This is a genomic window from Photobacterium sp. CCB-ST2H9, assembly GCF_023151555.2.
Classification (GTDB): Bacteria; Pseudomonadota; Gammaproteobacteria; order Enterobacterales; family Vibrionaceae; genus Photobacterium.
In genome coordinates, this window is record NZ_CP100426.1 from 1,240,234 (window position 1) to 1,259,676 (window position 19,443).

General features: G+C 42.8%; 16 protein-coding genes. 2 read left to right on the forward strand and 14 right to left on the reverse strand.

The annotated features are described in order from the left end of the window. Positions 1-94: 94 nt before the first annotated feature. The 6 genes from L4174_RS22360 to L4174_RS22385 form a co-directional block, all read right to left on the reverse strand. The gene (locus L4174_RS22360; RefSeq protein ID WP_248143076.1) at positions 95-385 is read right to left on the reverse strand and encodes a hypothetical protein; all 291 of its coding nucleotides are present in this window, start codon (positions 383-385) and stop codon (positions 95-97) included. A gap of 375 nt (positions 386-760) precedes the next feature. Continuing rightward, positions 761-1,156 (reverse strand): hypothetical protein, encoded by a 396-nt coding sequence (locus tag L4174_RS22365; protein WP_248143074.1) that lies wholly within the window; start codon positions 1,154-1,156, stop codon positions 761-763. Between the two features lie 187 nt (positions 1,157-1,343). Then, positions 1,344-1,961: a hypothetical protein gene (locus L4174_RS22370; protein ID WP_248143073.1), complete on the reverse strand. Its 618-nt coding sequence runs from the start codon at positions 1,959-1,961 to the stop codon at positions 1,344-1,346. An 860-nt stretch (positions 1,962-2,821) separates the two neighbouring features. Further along, the gene (locus L4174_RS22375; RefSeq protein WP_248143071.1) at positions 2,822-3,178 is read right to left on the reverse strand and encodes a hypothetical protein; all 357 of its coding nucleotides are present in this window, start codon (positions 3,176-3,178) and stop codon (positions 2,822-2,824) included. A 163-nt stretch (positions 3,179-3,341) separates the two neighbouring features. Then, positions 3,342-3,896 (reverse strand): hypothetical protein, encoded by a 555-nt coding sequence (locus tag L4174_RS22380; RefSeq protein ID WP_248143069.1) that lies wholly within the window; start codon positions 3,894-3,896, stop codon positions 3,342-3,344. 202 nt (positions 3,897-4,098) lie between these two features. Beyond that, positions 4,099-4,458, reverse strand: coding sequence for a hypothetical protein (locus tag L4174_RS22385; RefSeq protein WP_248143067.1), 360 nt, complete (start codon positions 4,456-4,458; stop codon positions 4,099-4,101). A gap of 358 nt (positions 4,459-4,816) precedes the next feature. On the opposite strand from L4174_RS22385, the gene nfi reads away from it, so the two are divergent. Beyond that, entirely contained in the window at positions 4,817-5,497 is a 681-nt protein-coding gene (nfi, locus tag L4174_RS22390) for a deoxyribonuclease V (RefSeq protein ID WP_248143066.1), read from the forward strand. Here the strand turns inward: nfi and L4174_RS22395 are convergent. Then, a complete protein-coding gene (locus L4174_RS22395) occupies positions 5,494-6,369 on the reverse strand; it encodes a hypothetical protein (RefSeq protein ID WP_248143065.1) in 876 nt (291 codons plus the stop codon). The genes nfi and L4174_RS22395 overlap by 4 nt on opposite strands. 1 nt (position 6,370) lies before the next feature. Continuing rightward, positions 6,371-6,796: a YwqJ-related putative deaminase gene (locus tag L4174_RS22400; protein ID WP_248143064.1), complete on the reverse strand. Its 426-nt coding sequence runs from the start codon at positions 6,794-6,796 to the stop codon at positions 6,371-6,373. 83 nt (positions 6,797-6,879) lie between these two features. Here L4174_RS22400 and L4174_RS22405 point away from each other — a divergent pair, with 83 nt between their 5' ends. After that, positions 6,880-7,161, forward strand: a complete 282-nt coding sequence (locus L4174_RS22405) for a hypothetical protein (RefSeq protein ID WP_248143063.1) — start codon at positions 6,880-6,882, stop codon at positions 7,159-7,161. A 425-nt stretch (positions 7,162-7,586) separates the two neighbouring features. Here L4174_RS22405 and L4174_RS22410 read toward each other — a convergent pair whose 3' ends face one another. The 6 genes from L4174_RS22410 to L4174_RS22430 all read right to left on the reverse strand — a co-directional run bounded on the left by L4174_RS22410 (position 7,587) and on the right by L4174_RS22430 (position 19,402). Beyond that, the gene (locus tag L4174_RS22410) at positions 7,587-7,898 is read right to left on the reverse strand and encodes a hypothetical protein (RefSeq protein ID WP_248143062.1); all 312 of its coding nucleotides are present in this window, start codon (positions 7,896-7,898) and stop codon (positions 7,587-7,589) included. A gap of 412 nt (positions 7,899-8,310) precedes the next feature. Beyond that, on the reverse strand, positions 8,311-8,874 hold the full coding sequence (locus L4174_RS22415) for a hypothetical protein (RefSeq protein ID WP_248143061.1): 564 nt from the start codon (positions 8,872-8,874) through the stop codon (positions 8,311-8,313). Between the two features lie 252 nt (positions 8,875-9,126). Beyond that, positions 9,127-9,759 (reverse strand): GAD-like domain-containing protein, encoded by a 633-nt coding sequence (locus L4174_RS22420; protein WP_248143059.1) that lies wholly within the window; start codon positions 9,757-9,759, stop codon positions 9,127-9,129. After that, positions 9,756-9,911 carry a polymorphic toxin type 15 domain-containing protein gene (locus L4174_RS24175; RefSeq protein ID WP_371929449.1) on the reverse strand — a complete coding sequence of 52 codons (156 nt, stop codon included), beginning with the start codon at positions 9,909-9,911 and terminating at the stop codon, positions 9,756-9,758. The genes L4174_RS22420 and L4174_RS24175 overlap by 4 nt, the downstream gene beginning before the upstream one ends. Positions 9,912-10,155: 244 nt before the next feature. Then, positions 10,156-10,794, reverse strand: a complete 639-nt coding sequence (locus tag L4174_RS22425) for a hypothetical protein (protein WP_248143058.1) — start codon at positions 10,792-10,794, stop codon at positions 10,156-10,158. Next, positions 10,787-19,402 carry a hemagglutinin repeat-containing protein gene (locus L4174_RS22430; RefSeq protein WP_248143057.1) on the reverse strand — a complete coding sequence of 2,872 codons (8,616 nt, stop codon included), beginning with the start codon at positions 19,400-19,402 and terminating at the stop codon, positions 10,787-10,789. The genes L4174_RS22425 and L4174_RS22430 overlap by 8 nt, the downstream gene beginning before the upstream one ends. Positions 19,403-19,443: the final 41 nt, after the last annotated feature.

Sequence of the window (19,443 nt, forward strand, 5' to 3'; positions counted from 1 at the left end):
TTTTATACTATCTTATTCAACATACATTTAAAATCAAATCCGTTAAAAAACTATCAACACAGTATTTTTGCATGAATTCTCGCATATTTTCATTTTATATTGACCAATAAACTGAAATCCTTTTTATAATAGAAGTATCAAATACTACTTCAACCATACTATCTAAATCAAATCCATCTTGAATCCTAACAATAATCGAACCATTTTTACATTCATATACACCAGATAAGACATGGCGGTAAGTATCCCCTCCAGCAACTGGTGGTATAATATTACAAAATTTGTTCGCTTGAAATTCATCTCCTTGAAATAAAACCAAGCCATCACAACTTCGCAAAATAATAGACGACTCATCAATAGGAATTAGTAACGTACATGATTTCATTAAAACCTCATATTTTTACTTTATTTTTTGTGATATTTTTTCAAAAATTTTATATCTTTATGAACACAACACTGTCACTTATACGCCAAAATAAATAACAGAATAATCCATTGGATGAAAATTTAATATTGTCCTTTATTATGATTCATGAATCACCATCAAAATATTTCAAATAACTCATCCATAATCATATTAAACAATCAATTAATATGATTCACAAAATTTATTAAAAAGACACCTTAAGATCGCCATGATGTGTATTTTAAAAAATATTTTAGAGCACCCCACTCATATAAACCAAAAAAAAACAAAAATAACATTAATACACCATTAAAAACTTGATATTATTTATTTAAAACAATCCGTTATTTTAATTTAAACATACTTTTTGAGCTGTGAATTTCTTAGTGCAATCAAATGCCATAACAACCTCCACAAACTCTTGAGGAGGCAAATAACTATGTTTTTCGACATAGTGGTAAACCATCGATGGCGCTGCAAAAAAACACATCCATTTCTTGATGAAACCCATATTCTTGCAGCCCCCAAATACTCTTTTCGACCACCAGATTCAATATCCAATGTAGAAGAACCTTCAGCGTGATTCATAAAGCGAAAACAATCTTGTAGAGGATATCTTCCTCCACTACAAGATAAAAAAACAAAATAATCTTCAGGTAAGAGAGCATCAATAATTTCAATCATCACTTCACCATTCATTGTAAGCTTTGATAACCAATACTGCCACATCTCTAGTGTATTTAACGACATCTTATGAATCATACGGAATGAAATGAACTCATCCTTATACCTAGTAATAAATGTGGGTAGAAGCTAATCATAAAAATTCTGAAATAGTGATTTGTTCTTTATATAACTGTTAATTTTTTTAGATTATCGAAAAGTGTGCCACAAGTAAATATGAGTATAATTTCTTCATTATCACTTGAGAATCTGCTTAGTTGAAGTCCTGTGATACTAAAAGTTCCGTTCCAGTAAGAGCATAGTCTCCACGTAATTCCCAGAGCTTGAAAAAATTAGAAAAATCTATTGATGTTTCCGTCAAAGGAGCACATAGATACCATTTCATGGGAAATAAAGTTGTCATCCCATAAAATGCCTCAAAAATCGCATAATAATGCTGTTCTCTGGAAATCATAACCGAATTCACATAATCATTAGTATTTTCAATAAGGCCAACGTTCCAATCATCACTTTGTGCAGTTCTTACCATTGAAAAATCCGAAACAAATCTTTTAGATACACTCCTTGCAACATCTACTAGTTCCTCATCACCTAGCAACCTAGATGCTTTTAATCTTTCCGATAAATCTCGTGCTGCTAGTTCCAGACACTGAGCTGGATCACTATTACCTAAACTTCTAAGATTATGCATCACAGACTGAACGTTCCTGACTCGATCAATCAACTCAGAAGCACAAGGAAAATACTTAAAAATCTCTTCAAGATCTCTATCACTGATGACACCATGAAACATCGTTAAAAAATACGAAGGTTCTAAAATCACTTTCCCTTCACAGAAATTACACCACTTATTGAAAGTTTCATATTCCATACCATTACCCTCCAGAGCTTGAAAAATCCGGCAGAAGCAAAAGAGCGATACTCCAAGGATCTCTAAGAGGTTGAACTATGGAATTAAATTCATTTAATGAATTACTAATATCAATCATGTCTCTGAGTTCTTTTTTGAAATTGCTCTGAACCTTTTCCACCATGGCTACCAGATTTTCCCATGTAGAGATGTACCAAATTTAATCTCTTTCGTCTGAATCTGAAATATTTTTAAATTAATTATTTATACCAAAAATTATAGTCATATTTACATCTAAATTTTAATGCTACCTGTATGACTTTCCTATATTTAATATCTTCCCAACAAAGAAAATCATAATTAAAACTAACAAATCATTTAATCAAAAATATGTAATAAGTAAAATCTACACATTTACAAAACAAAAATCCCAACTAAACTGAACTATCATTTTAATCCAAAATTTTTTGCATTTAAGGGAACCTCATTAATTTCATCAGCATTAAAGTTTATATAATTAGATAATGATTCCTTCGGGATATTCAAAAACAATCCATAACCTGAAGCCAAAAGATAGCGCAACTCAGATTCTGAAAGATCAATAATGACTTTATTCTTCACTTGAACATCTAATCGGACACATGAACCCCTCCAATACTAACTAAATCATAATTAGGTTGATTATAAAAACCTATCAATCTGTTTTGATCCTGCCTTCCCAAAATCATCTCTACGTATTCCAATTATTCATGATTGATCCTATAAACTATTTCATGATTTTCCCATTCTCCCGAAACATCTCAACCAGTTTCTATTACCTTAACAGCAAGAACGTACGCTAAATATTCTTTAAATATGCTAAGACTTTTTATTAACCAGTCTCATTTATTTCTTCCATCTCTGAAAATCTGATTAGAGAGGCAATATTCATAATCAGACAGAGATATTAAATTAAATGTATCAACACCTTGAAACCAACCATATTCAGAAAAATCCCCAATATCCCAAGCATCTTGTTCTATTGTATAGAGAACACAAATTTCCAAAGGAATGACAGTCAATATGATTAGATATAAAGCATCCATTTGTGATGAATTAATGTCGATTTTACGAACAAAAAAATCAACATACGAAGATTTCTTAGTTAAAATCCCTTCTATCTCAGATAAATTGTCTTCATCGAATCTCTCATCACTCCACAGCTTATCCAGTTCTATCTCCGTTGAGTCAATTGTCAACCTCCGAATAGTTCCAAGTTAGATGAATGGTTTAGATCATACCAATATCCAAATCATGTATAAATTTCACTATCACCTCTTGTAGAACCTCAAAAATCGATCAGAAACATTTACTGAACTTTTATAAAGTAGTTGGATTTATCAGCCCCTCTTCCAAAAAAAATTACTTCCCAAGCTCACTCAATTCTTCAATGATTAGTTTGGAAATCATCTGAATATCTCTCGGCTCATCTTCTGCTCCCCATTGGAAGGAAGCTATTTCTAACGATACTGCGGCATCTTCAAAATAAGCATATTTTGTTGTGTATCCAGACTCCTGGAAGCTAGCCAATCGTTTGCCATTCCGTTGTACAACCACTTCGTGGGATACAGCAGGTTTGTTCAACGCCTTGCCACCATAGTTAAAGTTTCTTTGGTACTGAATACTGATACTTGCTTGAATTGCATCTTTATCGTTATTATTTGACAACACACCTTGCTTATTCATTTCTTCTAGTAATGCAGCATAAAACTCTTCTTTCAACTTAGACTCAGAAGCAAAAGTTGTGTCTCCAGGAATCGCTCCATGACCTAAAGTTAATTTTAGGTTTACATCGTTCAGCTGGTATTTCGTTATCCCCTTTTCAATTGATGTCGACTCTTCATAGTACTGATATGGTGAACTGGAACACCCAGCTAGTATTGCCACAATACCGACAGCTAGAGATTTTTTAAACATGATTATTCTCACTTATGTATATCTATTCAAACATTTTCATTCGAAAACCATTTAATCAATGAGGACAGTTTGATGGAAAAATTAATCAAACTGCCATAAAAATTCACCAAAACGAAGCGACATCACGCTTGTAATGATATCTTTCTACTTCATCATCTACAGTAATTTACGGCTCTAAAAATGTTGTCTCAAATATATTCCGTCAGCTGTCAAGGGTGACATCCACATTGCCTTGCTGACGATCGACGTCGAACAGTTCCTGGCTGGTGCTGCTGGAATCGCGGTTCAGGGCGGTGAGGTCGCTGTCGTCCGCGATACTGATCTCACCTTGTCCCAGCGTCGCGAGCGTCTTGTCTTTGCGGTAAGACGAGGTGTTTTTGTACTGCAGAGTGGTGGTGTTTTTAGTCCAATCGATACTACCTGACAGACCCACGCTGGACGTCAGCCCCCCGGACATGTCCTGACGGTAGTCGGTATTGTTCAGATCGCGGAATGTCAGACTGCCGGTCGTCAGAGCCAGATTACCGAGGTCATTGCCGTCTTCATCGACGATGGCGATCACCGCGCCGGTGGCGTCGGTATTCCCGGCGACTTTGATATCTGCTGTGCCGCCTGAGGTTAAGGTTATGGGCTGACTTTAGGTGCTTTTAGGGATGTTAGGGATGTTAGGGATGTTAGGGATGTTAGGGATGTTAGGGATGTTAGGGAAAGCTCAGAAAGTCATACACAAACGTGTCAGTCCTTGCAACTCCAACAAGTCACTTGGACCAATCAGTATAAACCAGAGAAGGCAACAACATAAGGCATTGAAATTTAGAGTTTTTTATTTTTATACTATTTTTCTTGTAAGTCACAACTATTGATGGCATTCTCTTGGAGCATAAGAATATCCGACTTTCAGAAAACTCAAAAAACTATCAGTGGAACCTATTTTCAATCACCCTTGGGCTTTATCCCAGGAAGAAGCTTTAAACCTACAACAAGAGCTGGCTGCTAAAGTTGTAAAGACAGATCAAGTCAATAAAGTAAAGCTTGTTGCTGGAGTTGATGTCGCCTACCAGAAGGACAGCGATAGATTGGTTGCCTCAGTTGTTGTTCTTGATGCTGAGACTCTAGAAGTTATTGAAACAGCTACCGCTATTGATAAAGAGCAATTTCCTTATATTCCTGGCCTATTTTCTTTTCGGGAATTGCCACCACTGATAAAGGCATTTGAGAAGGTAAAGCACCTACCCGATTTAATCGTATGCGATGGCCAAGGTTATGCACATCCTCGCCGCTTTGGATTAGCTTGCCATTTAGGGGTGATTTTTGATGTACCGACGGTTGGCTGCGGTAAAACTCGTTTATTAGGAGAGCATACAGAACCAGATAAAAATAGAGGAGCAACAGCCCCTCTCATTGATAATGGTGAAACAATCGGTAGTGTATTACGAACACAAGATTTCATAAACCCAATTTATGTTTCCATTGGTCATCGTGTTTCGTTAGCAACAGCTTGTGAATGGATTTTAAAACTCTCACCTAAATACCGCTTACCAGAAACAACAAGGAAAGCAGATCAATTAGTAAACGCTACAATTAAGAAATTAAACAATTAAACTAATACTTCCACTCGATTGAACTCGACATAACAATCCGGATTATTTAACTTAAATAACTTTAAGTCATCTAAGTTTATAATATTAGAGTTTATAAGCAGATTTTTAAGATTACTATCCTCTTGCAGTAAAAATAAGCTTTCTTTTGTCACTGCTGTTTGGAATAGGCTAATACTCTCCATCAGCTCTAGCACTCCCGAATAAATTAATCGTCTAAACAACTTATCTGTAACTGAATGTCCAGAAAGAGATAAAAACTCAGCTGATTTTAAATTTCTTAAAAAAGAATCATCTTTAAAAGCTGGAATTACTAACTTATCTGATATCATTTTTACTTGATTAAAGTAATCACCTTCCATTCCAAGAACAGACAAGTATCCATTTTCATTAAACGCTAAATCAAAAGAAAATGAGTTTCTTGATGTAACTTCATATTTCTTTAACTGATCATTTTCATACCACTGATAAATTTGAGAGAAACCATCCTCAACAAGCTCTATTGACTCTAAGCATCCCGTCTCATAGTAGGCAACTTGTGAGTCAGACCATCCTCTTACATACAATACCTCTCCTGTACAAAATGCACCATCAAACTCTAGCGCAATTCCACTAAAACGCTCCCCATTTAAACATAGAAATGGTTCATAATCGTCTTCATTTTCGGGTTCTAAAAGCTCAATATCGATAATTTTACTTTCAGATACAGGTAAATAGCTAGGAAAATACTTCCCTATTTCCACCCCTTCCGAAATGTTAATCGCATTTACCATTTCACCATCACTCATAGTAAATGCAACTCCAGAGAAAAGATCACCTTTATAAAAAAATTTTCCTTCCTCTTCTGTTAATGCATTTTTTTTTAACCTCAGCATGTTACTTAACCCCAGTCAAAATATTTACAGAATTCGACAAAATGCCTCCACAATTACTACATGCTGGAAATGGCAAACCTTGCCCAGGGCCAGGAGCTAATTTGATCGTCGATACATTTATTTTCGATAAATCAAAGTCTACTGGCACTTGATTTATTACACTGTTTACTGATTGAACTTCTGCTTGCAAACCAGGGATACCTGCTTGCGTTGGATACTGTCTAGTACCATCTCCAACATGCTCTAATATTCTGGCTCGAGTAACAGAGTTTAAAGTATTTCCAGAATCTAAATCCAACTTTTCAACCTGTTTTATGTACGCAGCATGATCGTCAATACCGAAGACTTGATCATCTAATCTACGAACTCCCGGAAATGTATAGTTTTTACTAACGATACCTGATTCATCAACACCAGCTCGAGACAAAGCAGCCTGTTTTCGCAGCTGCTTTTTGGTAGAACTTGAAATGATCGATGCAGCATCATCAGTTAAACCACTAGTTAATCTGTTTGGAACAACAAATCAATAACTATTCAGCAGGAAAAACAACGTCCCACAAAAACTCTTTGGCAACTGATTTTGCTTCTTCTTCAGTTTCAAAAAAGGAAACTTCGCAATCATCCATTAGTTTTGCCCAAGACAGAGATTCATCACGAAAAGCCTTTTTGAGTTCAGCCTCATACCTTCTCGAAAAGGTTCATGCTGCAAATATTTTAGAAATGCAGCAATGGCTTCTTCATCATCCAAGCCTGCCTGGGCTCCATAAATCCCAGCCAAAACGCTTTCATTAACTTATATGATTCCATAATTACTTATCTGGAATTGGGTATATTGTATTCGTCTGCCAGACATTTTTAGCTGGATCGTACACATACCATGCCTCAACATTTATCAGACCATCGACTTTTTTAATGGCCCTGATAGCCCCGTTTTTTGCCAACTGGAACATAGCCTCGGCCTAATTCAGCCCCCTATCAGCTGAAAATTTGATCCTTAATGTACCTGCTCTGCATTTTTAATTGCATTATCCAGGTAATTATTTCTAAGGAAGTCATCAGCTCGCACCAATAGTTCATCACTATTAAATGCCGTCGATCTAGGAGTGTAAGCTCGTCTTGTTTTAGAGCTATCTGGAGCAACACCTGTCCGTGCTCGAACATACACTACTCATCTGTGACAGACCCACCATGCCTTTCAACGTTTAATTTATAGATGGTTATTGGTCAGGATACTCAAATTTGGTCGTTACAGTTCCATCTGCATTGATAAACAGTATGAATGCATTCCAATCCCCCCCTGTATGCGCCTTCATCTTGGCATGAAGCTGGAGCACTAAATCCTTAACTAAACGCCGAAGTTCTCTTTCAAGCGCTGGGAAAAACTCTTCATTTCTGGTTATATAACTAAAAGCGGATCCTACACTCAAACTACCATCTTCATAGCCATGGTCATATTCAAAACGACACTTAGCTGACGTGGCATCAACAGGACAGCTCCCCTTCACTACTAGAAACAGCTGTTCAATCAATTTATGTTGTTCTTAAATCGGATTATCCATATTTATCCTCCAGCCTGACTTTTAGATTACTTAGTATAGTTCGACCATTAATTTGATATTCAATGTCAGGGCTATCTGACCTTGGATTATCAGGTTATCCACAATTCGATTTCACTTTTTTATATCCGATATTTCACTATTTTTTGATAAATCGTTCCACATTTCAGTCGATTCCCAGTATCAACACACTGGATATGCTCACTGACTTATGTATCTAAGCCTAGCTTTATAAAAATATTTGACGACTATCCGAAAGCATATTAATGTAAATTAGCATGAAACTTATTTTATTTATAAAAATACTTATCACTTCTATAATCCGTGTCAATTTCCACATTGAAAATTAATCAGATATGAAAAATTACTTGTTTTTCAAATTCAATCAATCATGCGTTTGATGAATCCAATACTTTTGTTCATCCGGGATTAATGATAAGAAATCACCACAACTCCCTGACCAACTTTCATATATCGTATCCTCATGACATCTTCCCCAATCCATGTGCATAAATAGCTTCTTATCAAAATTAATATAAAAAAGTGGAAGGAAATAGCCTATTTTTTGAGTAAGATAAAAGTCCTCTTCAGATAGTTCATCCCTATATGTGAGATAATTTTCAACCTTTGTACTTAGAGTGCGGTCTAGCACTACTTCACATTTAAATATATCCACTGAAAAATTCTCAACAGAATCTAAATCAACATAATTTATGAAATTTTCAGAGGTCAACCTTAAAATGCCCTGTCTAAACTCTTTGCATGCTTTGTTAAACTCTTCTTTTGTTATATATCCTTTATTTAAATATGCCTTATATTCTTTTTCTCCATCCAAACAAATATTATATTTCTTATCTATCAACCAATAGTATCTACGGTTGTGAACAAAAAAACAAATTGCACTTTCTCCATTCCATAACTCTTCTTTTATATTATCACTAAAGATCATTTAAAATAGTTCTTTCATTAATATTATCCTACATAGTCACATGATAATCTTGATGTTCATCTCTTATTTCAAGTCTAGCAGGCCCTATATATAAGGGAGATCGATATATGAAAGGCTAATAGAATAAGTCAACCTGTAAAATTTTTCAGCGTAGTATAGTGCCATGATGAATTTAATTGAGATTCTGTAGGTCTTTCAGTGAACAATAACAGTTTAGATCGTTCCTAGTAATCGAACAGTACTTTGAATATTTTAATATGGTATTCGAGGCACCCCACCTAGTTGGCGCAGAATTGTTAAATGAACATCTAATTTTAACTTGGTTAGGTTCTCGAATGACAATGAACCTCCAAGCACTAATGCTGGTTCAAATCCATATAACTCATCTTTTTTCAACGCCCCTAGTTTTTCAACAGATCGCTCAAAAAATGGTTCTTCTTCAATATCTTCAACGTCATACCGCTCAAGGTCTGACATAGCTAGAAAAGAACCGATAGTTAAATCAGGGTTATCAGATGGCACATCCAATTCACTCGCCACTGCAATTACAGATCCAGTAAGGCAAGAAATTGTAATTTTCCTGTTATACTTTTCTCCCCAGGCAAAAAGATCCCCAAAAGCACTACGTGCGATAACATGGTAAGTATCTATCTCATTGACAGAGGTTCCTTCTAACCACATTTCAACTAAATGGGAGTATTCATCAGGGTTTACGATCCAAAAAAGACCGTTTGCATATCCATTCCAGCCTTCTTCCTGCCATATTTTTATCAAAGATAGAGGCAAAATACTTCTATATTTTTCTATGACGGATGGATCAGCAACTTCATGATCAGTTGCCTCCCCCATCTCTTCAATAAAGATTTCAAAATCTTCATCCCTCATAATTGATTAGGTCCTCGTAATAATTCCAACCGGATGTTCAATTTTGCGCCACCGTTACCATTTGCAATCGCATCTGACACCATCTCATCTATTGCAGGAAGTCTACTAGACCAACTCACACCAATGGCAGAATTGACCCCAGAATCACCTATTCCTGTAGGAGCAGCTGAAGCCCTTCCGCCTTACTTATTTCAATGATATTCAAACTATGTAGTTACACTAGCATCTTTATGAATTACCATAATAAACACATACCATTCCCCACCGGTATGCGACTTCATTACAGATCTAACTGACCCCAGCTCTTTGTCACTGAAATAATTAAAAAGTGCCACATCTAAACGCTGTGTATCCCTTCGCCAATTGGAGAACAAGAAAGTATCAATCCGTTGATTATCACCGTGATATTTTTCGTATTTCTTTTATCACTATTTTTTCTGTTCCTAGCCACTGACCTGTTAACTTATTTTTACTTTTGATTAAATTAATAGATTTTTCATTCCCTATTTTTCTTAGAGCACAAATGGCTACAGCATATTGGTTTTCTGTCTCAACAACACTTATATAACGATGAATAAAATCTCTAATAAATGATGTAGTATCCTCTAACAGAATAACATCTGGAGGAAATGACAATATAACATTTAAACTTGACACTATGGTATCAGATAAAACGGTGTATTCTTCTGGCTGAAGCATTACATATGAAAATATATCAACTAATGCTTCCACACTATTTGTTGAATGTAAATGTTCTAATAAGGCTACAACAAACCTTGCATATGGTCCATTTTTGAAAATAGTTAACCCAGAAAACCCGTCTTTCAAATATACTTCTACAACTGTTGCCCAAGCTTCGAATGGCACTTCACCTTCAGAAAGAGACTGAATTGGACTCCATCCTGAAGACTCCTTTAATTCATGTAAAAATGTTGATGTTTCTTTATTTCCATTTATAGAAAGATCGAGTATATCCTCTACTTCTAAATTACCAGATGAAACACGGTTCAATATTTTTTTTTCAATGCTATTCACGCCTAATTATCCTCGTTTCACAATAAATTTCAACAAGACACCCAGTTTCACGATCTCTAACATACTTTCCTCCAGAGTCGCGAATTCGTTTTTCCTTTTCACTTTGTTTCTCTTTTCTTGCAGACAAACTCGTTGTTTCAGCACTATCTATAACTTTACCATTTTGAATAACCACATGATCTATTCGTCGACCCTCACCAGTTAAAGGATCCTTTACAATTCTTCCATCACTATCACGCAAATATTGTTCAGGCTGTACCGATGCTTCTGGATATCGAGCATTGAGCTCTGCTTCTGTTTCAAAGTTTCTTCTATTCCCCTCAACAGCATTTGGTATTGGTTCACCTGAAGCTGTAGGGGAATATAGATTTCCTTCCTGTGAAACACGAACTGGATGGCCTTGATTAACATCTTTGCGAACAGCACTAAATGAACCATTAGCATTTTGTCGAACAGTATAGTTATCTCCCTGCCCGTCTGGCAACTTATCCAATTCAGCTCGTATAGATCCACGTGTTGGGCCTTGTAGAGAGTTATTTCCAACAACACTCTCTCCCGGCATCCTACCATTATCGCTACCCTGACGGCCATTGACATCCTTCTTTGCCATCAAGCTGTCAGCCTCTGCGCTTGGCAACTGCAGTGGCTGACTATCTACTTCACTTACCTTCAGAGTTGAATTTTGCTGCTGACCACCTACGTCTGAAGTATTTGACTTGAGTTTGCTTCCTTGGACACTAGGAAATCGCTGACGAACACCACCGCCAGCTTTCGAGTTTGTCACTCCACTGCCACTTGCCTTCACAGCTCCAAAAAACATGGCAATATTAAAGCCAATTCTTAAAGCTTGCTCTGTCTTGTCTTCAGATAAATCGTACCCTTTTGCAATTAGGCTAGCTGACTGGGCAAAACCGAATTTCTCAAGATCTTCGGAATTATCTTTCTTAGAATACCTGAACTGTGGTGTTTCTGTCTCATAAGCCATATTTGGCGAAAATGAGACAATCCATTCCTTAACAAATTGATTTTGTAATAATTGTTTTAATTCACGATTGTCTTGACCTTCCCGTTCAAGTTGCTCGTAATAAGTCCGCTCTGGAGAATCAAGAGCAAACTCTTTCGCACAGTTAAGAAGAGAGCACGCCGCACTCAGCAGTTCAAGTTGCTTGTCCGGATCATCCCCAGCCAGCTTCTTCAGAACGGATTGCTCTGTCTCATTCGGCAAACGAAAATCCATCTCGCCACTTTGCCTGTCAGACTCAAAGTGGCTCTGGTTTTGTGCAATCAGCTCACTGCCTTTCGTGCCGGTTTGCGTATTCCAGCCGCCAAACTCGCCCTTGTCTGCATTGCCGTAGTTGAAGCTCAGGTAATCTTGGGTCGCCTCTCCCATCACCTCGGCATATTGTTCGCGGTTGTCATCGTAGGTTTCACCTTCTCCCTGATGGCCGCGCTGGGCATCAATGTGATGCTGGGTTTCATGACCCACAGTGGTCACCACATCTTCAAGGCGGGTATGTTCACGGTCGTCGACATAAAACGTCCCGTTGGCATAGGCGCCTTTTCGTCTGTCACCATCAAAGGTGTCAACCACAGCCAGCAGGGCTTGTGCCGGAGGAATGCCCAGCTCTGCCGAAACGTAACCCGACAGCGCAGCATAAGCGGCCTGCTTTTGTTCCGGTGTCGCATGACTGTCATTCAGAACCGCCACCAAGGCTTCATTCTGCGGCTCCGTCACAAAATTCTTGGTCGCTGTGAAGAATTTCTGTTTGTTGTCCTGATGTGCAAAGAAATTCTCGACACCCTTGGCTGCATCACCCAGCAGGCCAATACTTTCGTTCTGTGCTGTATCCACGACAGCATCGACAAAGATGCCATTCCGCTTCACATCCTCTTTAATCTCCTTCCACCCATCTTCCGTCAGCAGCCGGTGGTCAAGGGTGACATCTACGTTACCTTGCTGGCGATCGACGTCGAACAGATCCCGGCTGATGGTGCTGGAGTCGCGGTTCAGGGCGGTGAGGTCGCTGTCGTCCGCGATACTGATCTCACCTTGTCCCAGCGTCGCGAGCGTCTTGTCTTTGCTGTAAGACGAGGTGTTTTTGTACTGCAGAGTGGTGGTGTTTTTAGTCCAATCGATACTACCTGACAGACCCACGCTGGACGTGAGTCCCCCGGACATGTCCTGACGGTAGTCGGTGTTGTTCAGGTCGCGGAATGTCAGGCTGCCAGTGGTCAGAGCCAGATTACCGAGGTCATTGCCATCTTCATCGACGGTGGCGACCAAGGCACCGGTGATATCGGTGTTCCCGGCGACGTTGATGTCCGCCGTACCGCCAGAGGTTAAGGTCGTCAGCAACGTGTCTGAGGTGACTGAACGGCCCTTGCTGGCATTCAGGCCGCCATTCATACCGGAAAAGCTTGCGCTTTCATCAACGCTGGCACCGCCGCTGATCCCTGCGCCCTGATGACTGGCGCTGTGGCGGTTCTGCACCGAGGCCACGTTGAGGTCGCCACCGATATCCAGATTCAGGGCATTTACTGCATCAACATTGGCGCCTTCGATGTTGGCGTCACCACGGGAGTTAATTGTGATAGTGCTGCCCGACACACCACTGTTAACATAGCTGGTCGACTGACTGCGCTGCTCCGACAGGTTCAGGCTGGCATTGAGACTGCCGCCCGTGCTGCTGCCGTGGACCGTCATCGACGCACCGATGGTGCCGCTTTCAGTGGAAGACTGACCGGATTGGGTTTGCTGCGCAGCAACCACATTCACGGTGTCGCCATCCAGGACCACTTCTTCTTTGGCCTTGAGCACACTACCCTGCACCAGAACCTGCTGATCGGTCTGCGTGCCGGATTTCACGACGATGTTCTGGCCCGCGAGCGACGAGCCTCTTGCAGTCGTACTGGTACTTTGGCTATCGGTCTGCGCAACCGACATATCCAGATGAAGCCCGGCATCAAAGCCCAGCGTGCTGGTACTTTGTGCAGCTGCGGCCCCTTGCTTGATCAGTAAGGTGGTTTTCGAAGCAAGATCTGCCGTCGCGAGCGTGATGCTGGCGAGATAGAATGCTTCATCGTTTTTCACCTCTTTGATGATGCCTTTCAGCTCATCAACATCGGCAGCATCCACGCCCGGCTCATGGTTTGCCAGTGCCTGCGCCAGCGATGACAGAGTGTCTTCAAGGCTGTCCAGCTGCTTCTTGTATTGACGGTAATCCCGATTGGCCTGCTTGAGTTTGTCGGCAGACTCTTTCAGCGCAATCGCGGCTTTGCCGGTTTCAACAGACTGATGCTGCACCACCAGACTCAGTTCACCATTGCCTTTTGTATTCGATGACTGTGTGGTTTGTGTATCGGTGACTTCGCGGATCAGAACATCGTTCGCAGCCGTCAGTTCGATGTTGCCGTGGCCGTCTTCATCGGCATCGGCCAGTACCTCAGAACCTTCAATCAGAATGTCCTCGGCAGCATTCATCAGCACCGTGCCTTTGCCCATGATGGACGCGCCGCGATGGGTGGTGGCATCGGTTTTACTGTCCGATTTTTCGTAGTCGGCTTTCGCCAGCGTCAGCTTGGCCTGACCGTCGTCAAAATTCACCGACTCATACGGATTCACGACCGACTTCAGGGCATCTTTCACGTCAACCGACAGAGACTCCGAAGACGACCAGGTGGTATGCGTTTCTTCCGCCGCCAGCACGGCAACGCTGCCGGTATCGGCCGTGAAACTGGCGTCGGTCTCGGCGCTGACATCAGCCCCAATCACGGTCACAATGCCGCCTTTGACATTCACCGCTCCGCCCGACGTCAGTGCACTGCCTTTGGCGGTGTTGTGGATTTCGCCCTGACGCGCTGAATCCATCGCGAACAGGTCACCACCTCTGAAGGCGCCGTATTCCTGCTCAAAAGTCTCACGCTGACGGCTTTCCTGCCCGGCGGCGATGATCACTTCATCCACCGCACTGGCATTAATATCGCCGCCCGCCTCAACCTCACTGGCGATCAGTTCGATTGTTTTACCCGACGTGATGTCAATATTGTCGCTGCTCATCATGCCGCTGGCATTGAGCAGCGTTGCAGAGTCCAGGTCGGATTTGTGAGAGCCCGAGAAACCGCCGAAGCCTTTTTTAATTTTCTCATTACGGCTGAAGGTGCGGTATTGCTGAGCGTAAACGCCAACGCTGCCGTCAGCTGAAGCTTCAATGCCTTCACCGGCTTTGAAATTGGCACCAATCAGCGTGATATCGCTGTCGCCGCCAGCCATCTGCACATCATCGAACTTCTGAGCCTTCACGATGATTTTACCGCCAGCAGTGACATCGGCACCGACAACCGTTTCGGTCAGCGACTCCTGAATGTGGGTCTCTTTGCGGCCAAAAGATTTCTTTCGGGTCGTCTCGTCATGGTGATATTCGCTGTCATTCACCGCTTGGAAGGTCACATCACCTTTTGCCAGCGCGACCACATCGCCTTTCGTGATGATCTGGCTGCCAGTGGCTGTGAGATTGTTGCCCGACTGAATGAAAACACCGTCGTTGGCCGCCATCTGCGTCCGCTGATGCTGCCGAAGATGGCTCACAGATTTGCTGTTGCCGGAGGTCTCACTACTGAAGCTTTCATTCACCAGGGTATCCAGGGCAACATCCCAGCCCGCAACCATCGCCAGTTTGCCCCTGATTTCCATATCAGATGCGGTAACCGAAATATTCTCACCGGCATCAACACTCAGGTCACCACCTGAAAACACGCTGGATCCCAGCACGGCCACGTTCAGTTGTTCCTGATCGCGCATTTTCATATATTCGCGATCGGTTTCAGCGGCCAGAATGATGTCTTTTTCTGCGGTGAAGCTAAGGTCACTTCCGGCAGAGACGTTCGCGGCCGTATTGATAATCGAGCCACCAGCGTTCATCGTCACCTTGCCACGACCACTGATCGTAGCGGTATCGCCAACTCGGGTTCCGGTGTACACCACACCGCTGGCATTCTCTGCCGTGGTGACGGTGCCGTCCTGCGTGATACTGATGCGCTCAACCTCAGTCCGGTTGATGATGTCGCCGTTCTCCGTGGTCAGGGCGATATTTTCCCCGGAAATCGCTCCGCTGATATTCTGAATATCATTCACCGCAACCAACGCAATATCATCGCCAGCCGTCATGCTGCCGCCCAGGTTGCTGATGCTGTCGTCACTCACCAGATGCAGTTTGCCCTGACTGTCCATCTGGCCGCTGTTGACGATATTACCCGCCTTGGCATACACCTCAGCACCGCTGATCAGTGCACCGCCATCCAGGTTATCCTGTGTCACTTTCGACAGATACAGCTTGGGTGCCAGCACCTGCTGGCCTTTTACCTCAACCGGTTCCCACCAGACAATATCCTGCGTCAGCCCTGCAACCTGCTCAGGTGTGAGCGCAATACCGGCTTGCAGGTTCAGACTGTGTTTCTGCTGACCTGCGTTATCCAGCAGTTGCTGCATCTGAGCGAGATCTGTCCCGACATCGTCATGGAGATAACGCTTGCCCGTTTGTTCGAAAATGGCCGTGGTGATGGTCTGGGTGTCATAGTACGCATCACCCAGCACCTTGAGATCTTTTTCCGGACTGAAGCCGATACTGTCAAAGAAATAATCTGAACCCAGAAACTGATCCAGATTCGTCAGCATCGGATTGGTCTCGATTAAATAGTGGCTGTCTGGACCATTGTTATAAATGAACAGCCCATTTGGCGTGGTTGGCAAACGGAAATCGGGGAAAGCAATCCCACTGCCTTCAGTGTTCAAAATATCTAACTGGCTGCCTGAAGCCGTTGTGTCTGTCAGCTGCTTTGACGGACGGCCAGCATTGGACGAGCCGGTATCAGACTGAATGTCTGAGTTGTTCAGCTTGTTTTTGACATTAAGAACGGTTTTACCACCGGATGAGATGGTGGACGAAATCGTGCTCACGCCCGACTCCGTCGTATTTTTACCGGTTAAACCATAGGTAAAACTTTTAATGCCATCATGAGATTTTAATCTGTAAGTCGCTGTAGTGGTATAAACGCCTGTTTTATAACCTTTATTATCTAGCGTATTGGTCGTGAGGTTCAGGTTTTGATTCACCTGAATCAAACTGGCATCATTCTTTAACGTATTGGATGTCAGTGAAGCATTACCGCCGGCAATAATCTGTGATGCTGCGGATTGATTACCAATAACAAGCTTCTCATTTTCAACAACGAAACTGTGCGAGTCGTAAGTAACATATAAACTCGTAGAACAAGACTCACGATCACCATTCCGTCCTTCACGACATTCCGTTTCATATTTATAAGAAGGCGCATATTTAGAGTTCTTTCCAACCGTAAATTCATTCCGGTTATAATGAGGGTCGAGCTGGATGCCTTCTCCGGACGATTGTTGGATCTCCAGCACCTTCCGTTTGTTGACGATATTCTCGGCCTTCATCTCCAGATCATCACCGGACTGAATCACACCGGACAGATTCTGAACCGACTTCGACAGGGCGCCGCTGGTATCGCCGGCGATCATCATGTTGCCGCCCGTCAGAACATCCCCTTCGGTGTTCACCAGATCGCCTTTCACATAGAAAGAACCGGTATTACCGGCATACAACAGACCTGTGTTCGAGAGATTGCCAGCGACATTCAGGGTTGTGTCCTGCATACCGAGTGTCGCGCCCTGATTGGTGAACTGCGTCAGGGTCGCCATCAGATTCGTCAGGGCCTGCAAGGTCCCCTGATTATTCAGTCCATTGGCATTGAGTGTGGTGGAGTTGCCTGAAACCAGTCCTGTTGCCTGGTTGGTCAAAGTCCCACCCGCAGACAACTCGGTATGACCCTGTGCCACCAAGCTGCCTTTGTTGGTGAGCTGATCACCTGCAGTGATCCGGATATCCTTGAGTGACGTCAGAGTACCGTCGTTGATCATGCTTCCGGCATTGATCTGGATCTGACCATCGCCAGAGACATCGCCCTGCTGAGCAAAAACTTGCGCCGTAAGAGATTGATCCCCTGCCGCCTGAACATGACCGGTATTTAGCAGCTGTCCCGAGACTTTAATCTGCTGCGTTCCGACAGATGCCAGCGTCCCTGCGTTTTCAAGCGTATCTGAAATGATCTGCTGGCTGCCGGCAGACATCAGCTTGCCATCGTTTGTCAGTGCATCCGCCTGTACCGTCATCTCCGACTGGGCTGTGAGCTGACTTTGATTGCTGATCTGGCTTGCCTGAATTGACAGTGAGTCTGCACTCACTTTGCCCGATCCTGAAAGCTTCAGCGACTGATCTGAGGCGATTTGCAAGCTTTGCTTCGCGGCAATCTGGCCGTTGTTGATCAGGTTGTCAGCGTCTGTAAATTCCACCTGTTCAGCCGCAATCGTGCTGCCTGCATTCAGCGCCAGCTGGCTGACACCGCTATGAAACTGACCGGAGACCTGAACAGCACTGTCCGACAGGGTTGCCTCTGCCGCCTGAATGCTGACCGTACCAGTATTGGTCTCGCTGCCGTCAGACGTCACGCCCGCGGTCAGGGTGCTTTGATTCAATGCCAGCGTATCGGCCTGAATCTCAATGTGCTGCGCAGCTGTTTCAGCCTGTGCCAGCGACACCGATTTCGCTTGAAACGATGCACTTTTCCCGGCATTTACCAGACCGTTCAGGTTGATCTGCTCACCAGCGGATGCCTGAAAACGGGTTGCGGAATTTTCACCGTTAAGATGCAGGCTGTCTGCAGCGGCGTATGCAATCTGCTGCCCGGCCTGTTGTGTTCCTGTCGTCGAAACCGACTGGTTCGAAATCACCTTGAGCGATTGCTGGCTGCGGACATCACCCAAGGTGATCTGTCCGTCCGCAGAAAGCTGAATATCCCCGACCGAGCTGAACAGCTTCCCGGTATTGACGCCAACCCCCTGTTCCGTGGCCACCAACGAAATTCGTCCGGCATACATGCCGCCGAGCGCCGAAGAATCAATCGCCAGTGCGGGCTGATCCGCACTGGTATGCGTAGCTGTGACTGTGTTGGTTTGGTAATCGATCTGATTTGGTCCGGTGACGACAGACAAATTGTTTGCATGAATATCCGCGTTGATTTTTGCTGTGCGGGAAAGAATATCGAAATAGTCCTGACCGGTACCGTCCAGCCCCAGTCCACTAATTGTCACATCCCCCTGCCGGATATCAAAACCACTCAGCAAACCATTCTGAAATTGCGGTACGCCAGTGGTTAAAGTTGCACGTGATGTATTGATAAAACCGCAGCCATCACAGGTAATGCCGTATGGGTTGGCAACAATCACATTCGCCTGCTTGCCCAAAACTTCCGTATAGCCATTCAGCTGGCTTCGGTTTGCGCCCGTCACTTCATTAAGAATCACTGAAGCGGCCTGACCGTTCAGCTGGGTATTACCCGACAAATAACCGGCCAGCTGAGACTGAGCGAGTTTTTCTGTTGAGTTATTCAGGATCAGCCCGGCTTTACCCACGTCGTACTGATCAAACTGGTTATGTGACAGACCTTTGGCATTTGGGGCTGCAATATTCAGCACCGGTACACCGTTCGCCGCTGAAGTCAGGGTGGCATTATTTGGGCGATTTTGATCCACCTTAATACCGGCCCACACCGGCTGCGTTGCCAGTAACCAGC

What these genes read in the sequence shown, in the direction of transcription:
- L4174_RS22360 (WP_248143076.1), bottom strand. Translation starts at nt 385, where the DNA reads ATGAAATCATGTACGTTACTAATTCCTATTGATGAGTCGTCTATTATT.
- L4174_RS22365 (WP_248143074.1), bottom strand. Translation starts at nt 1,156, where the DNA reads ATGTCGTTAAATACACTAGAGATGTGGCAGTATTGGTTATCAAAGCTT.
- L4174_RS22370 (WP_248143073.1), bottom strand. Translation starts at nt 1,961, where the DNA reads ATGGAATATGAAACTTTCAATAAGTGGTGTAATTTCTGTGAAGGGAAA.
- L4174_RS22380 (WP_248143069.1), bottom strand. Translation starts at nt 3,896, where the DNA reads ATGTTTAAAAAATCTCTAGCTGTCGGTATTGTGGCAATACTAGCTGGG.
- L4174_RS22395 (WP_248143065.1), bottom strand. Translation starts at nt 6,369, where the DNA reads ATGCTGAGGTTAAAAAAAAATGCATTAACAGAAGAGGAAGGAAAATTT.
- L4174_RS22415 (WP_248143061.1), bottom strand. Translation starts at nt 8,874, where the DNA reads ATGATCTTTAGTGATAATATAAAAGAAGAGTTATGGAATGGAGAAAGT.
- L4174_RS22420 (WP_248143059.1), bottom strand. Translation starts at nt 9,759, where the DNA reads ATGAGGGATGAAGATTTTGAAATCTTTATTGAAGAGATGGGGGAGGCA.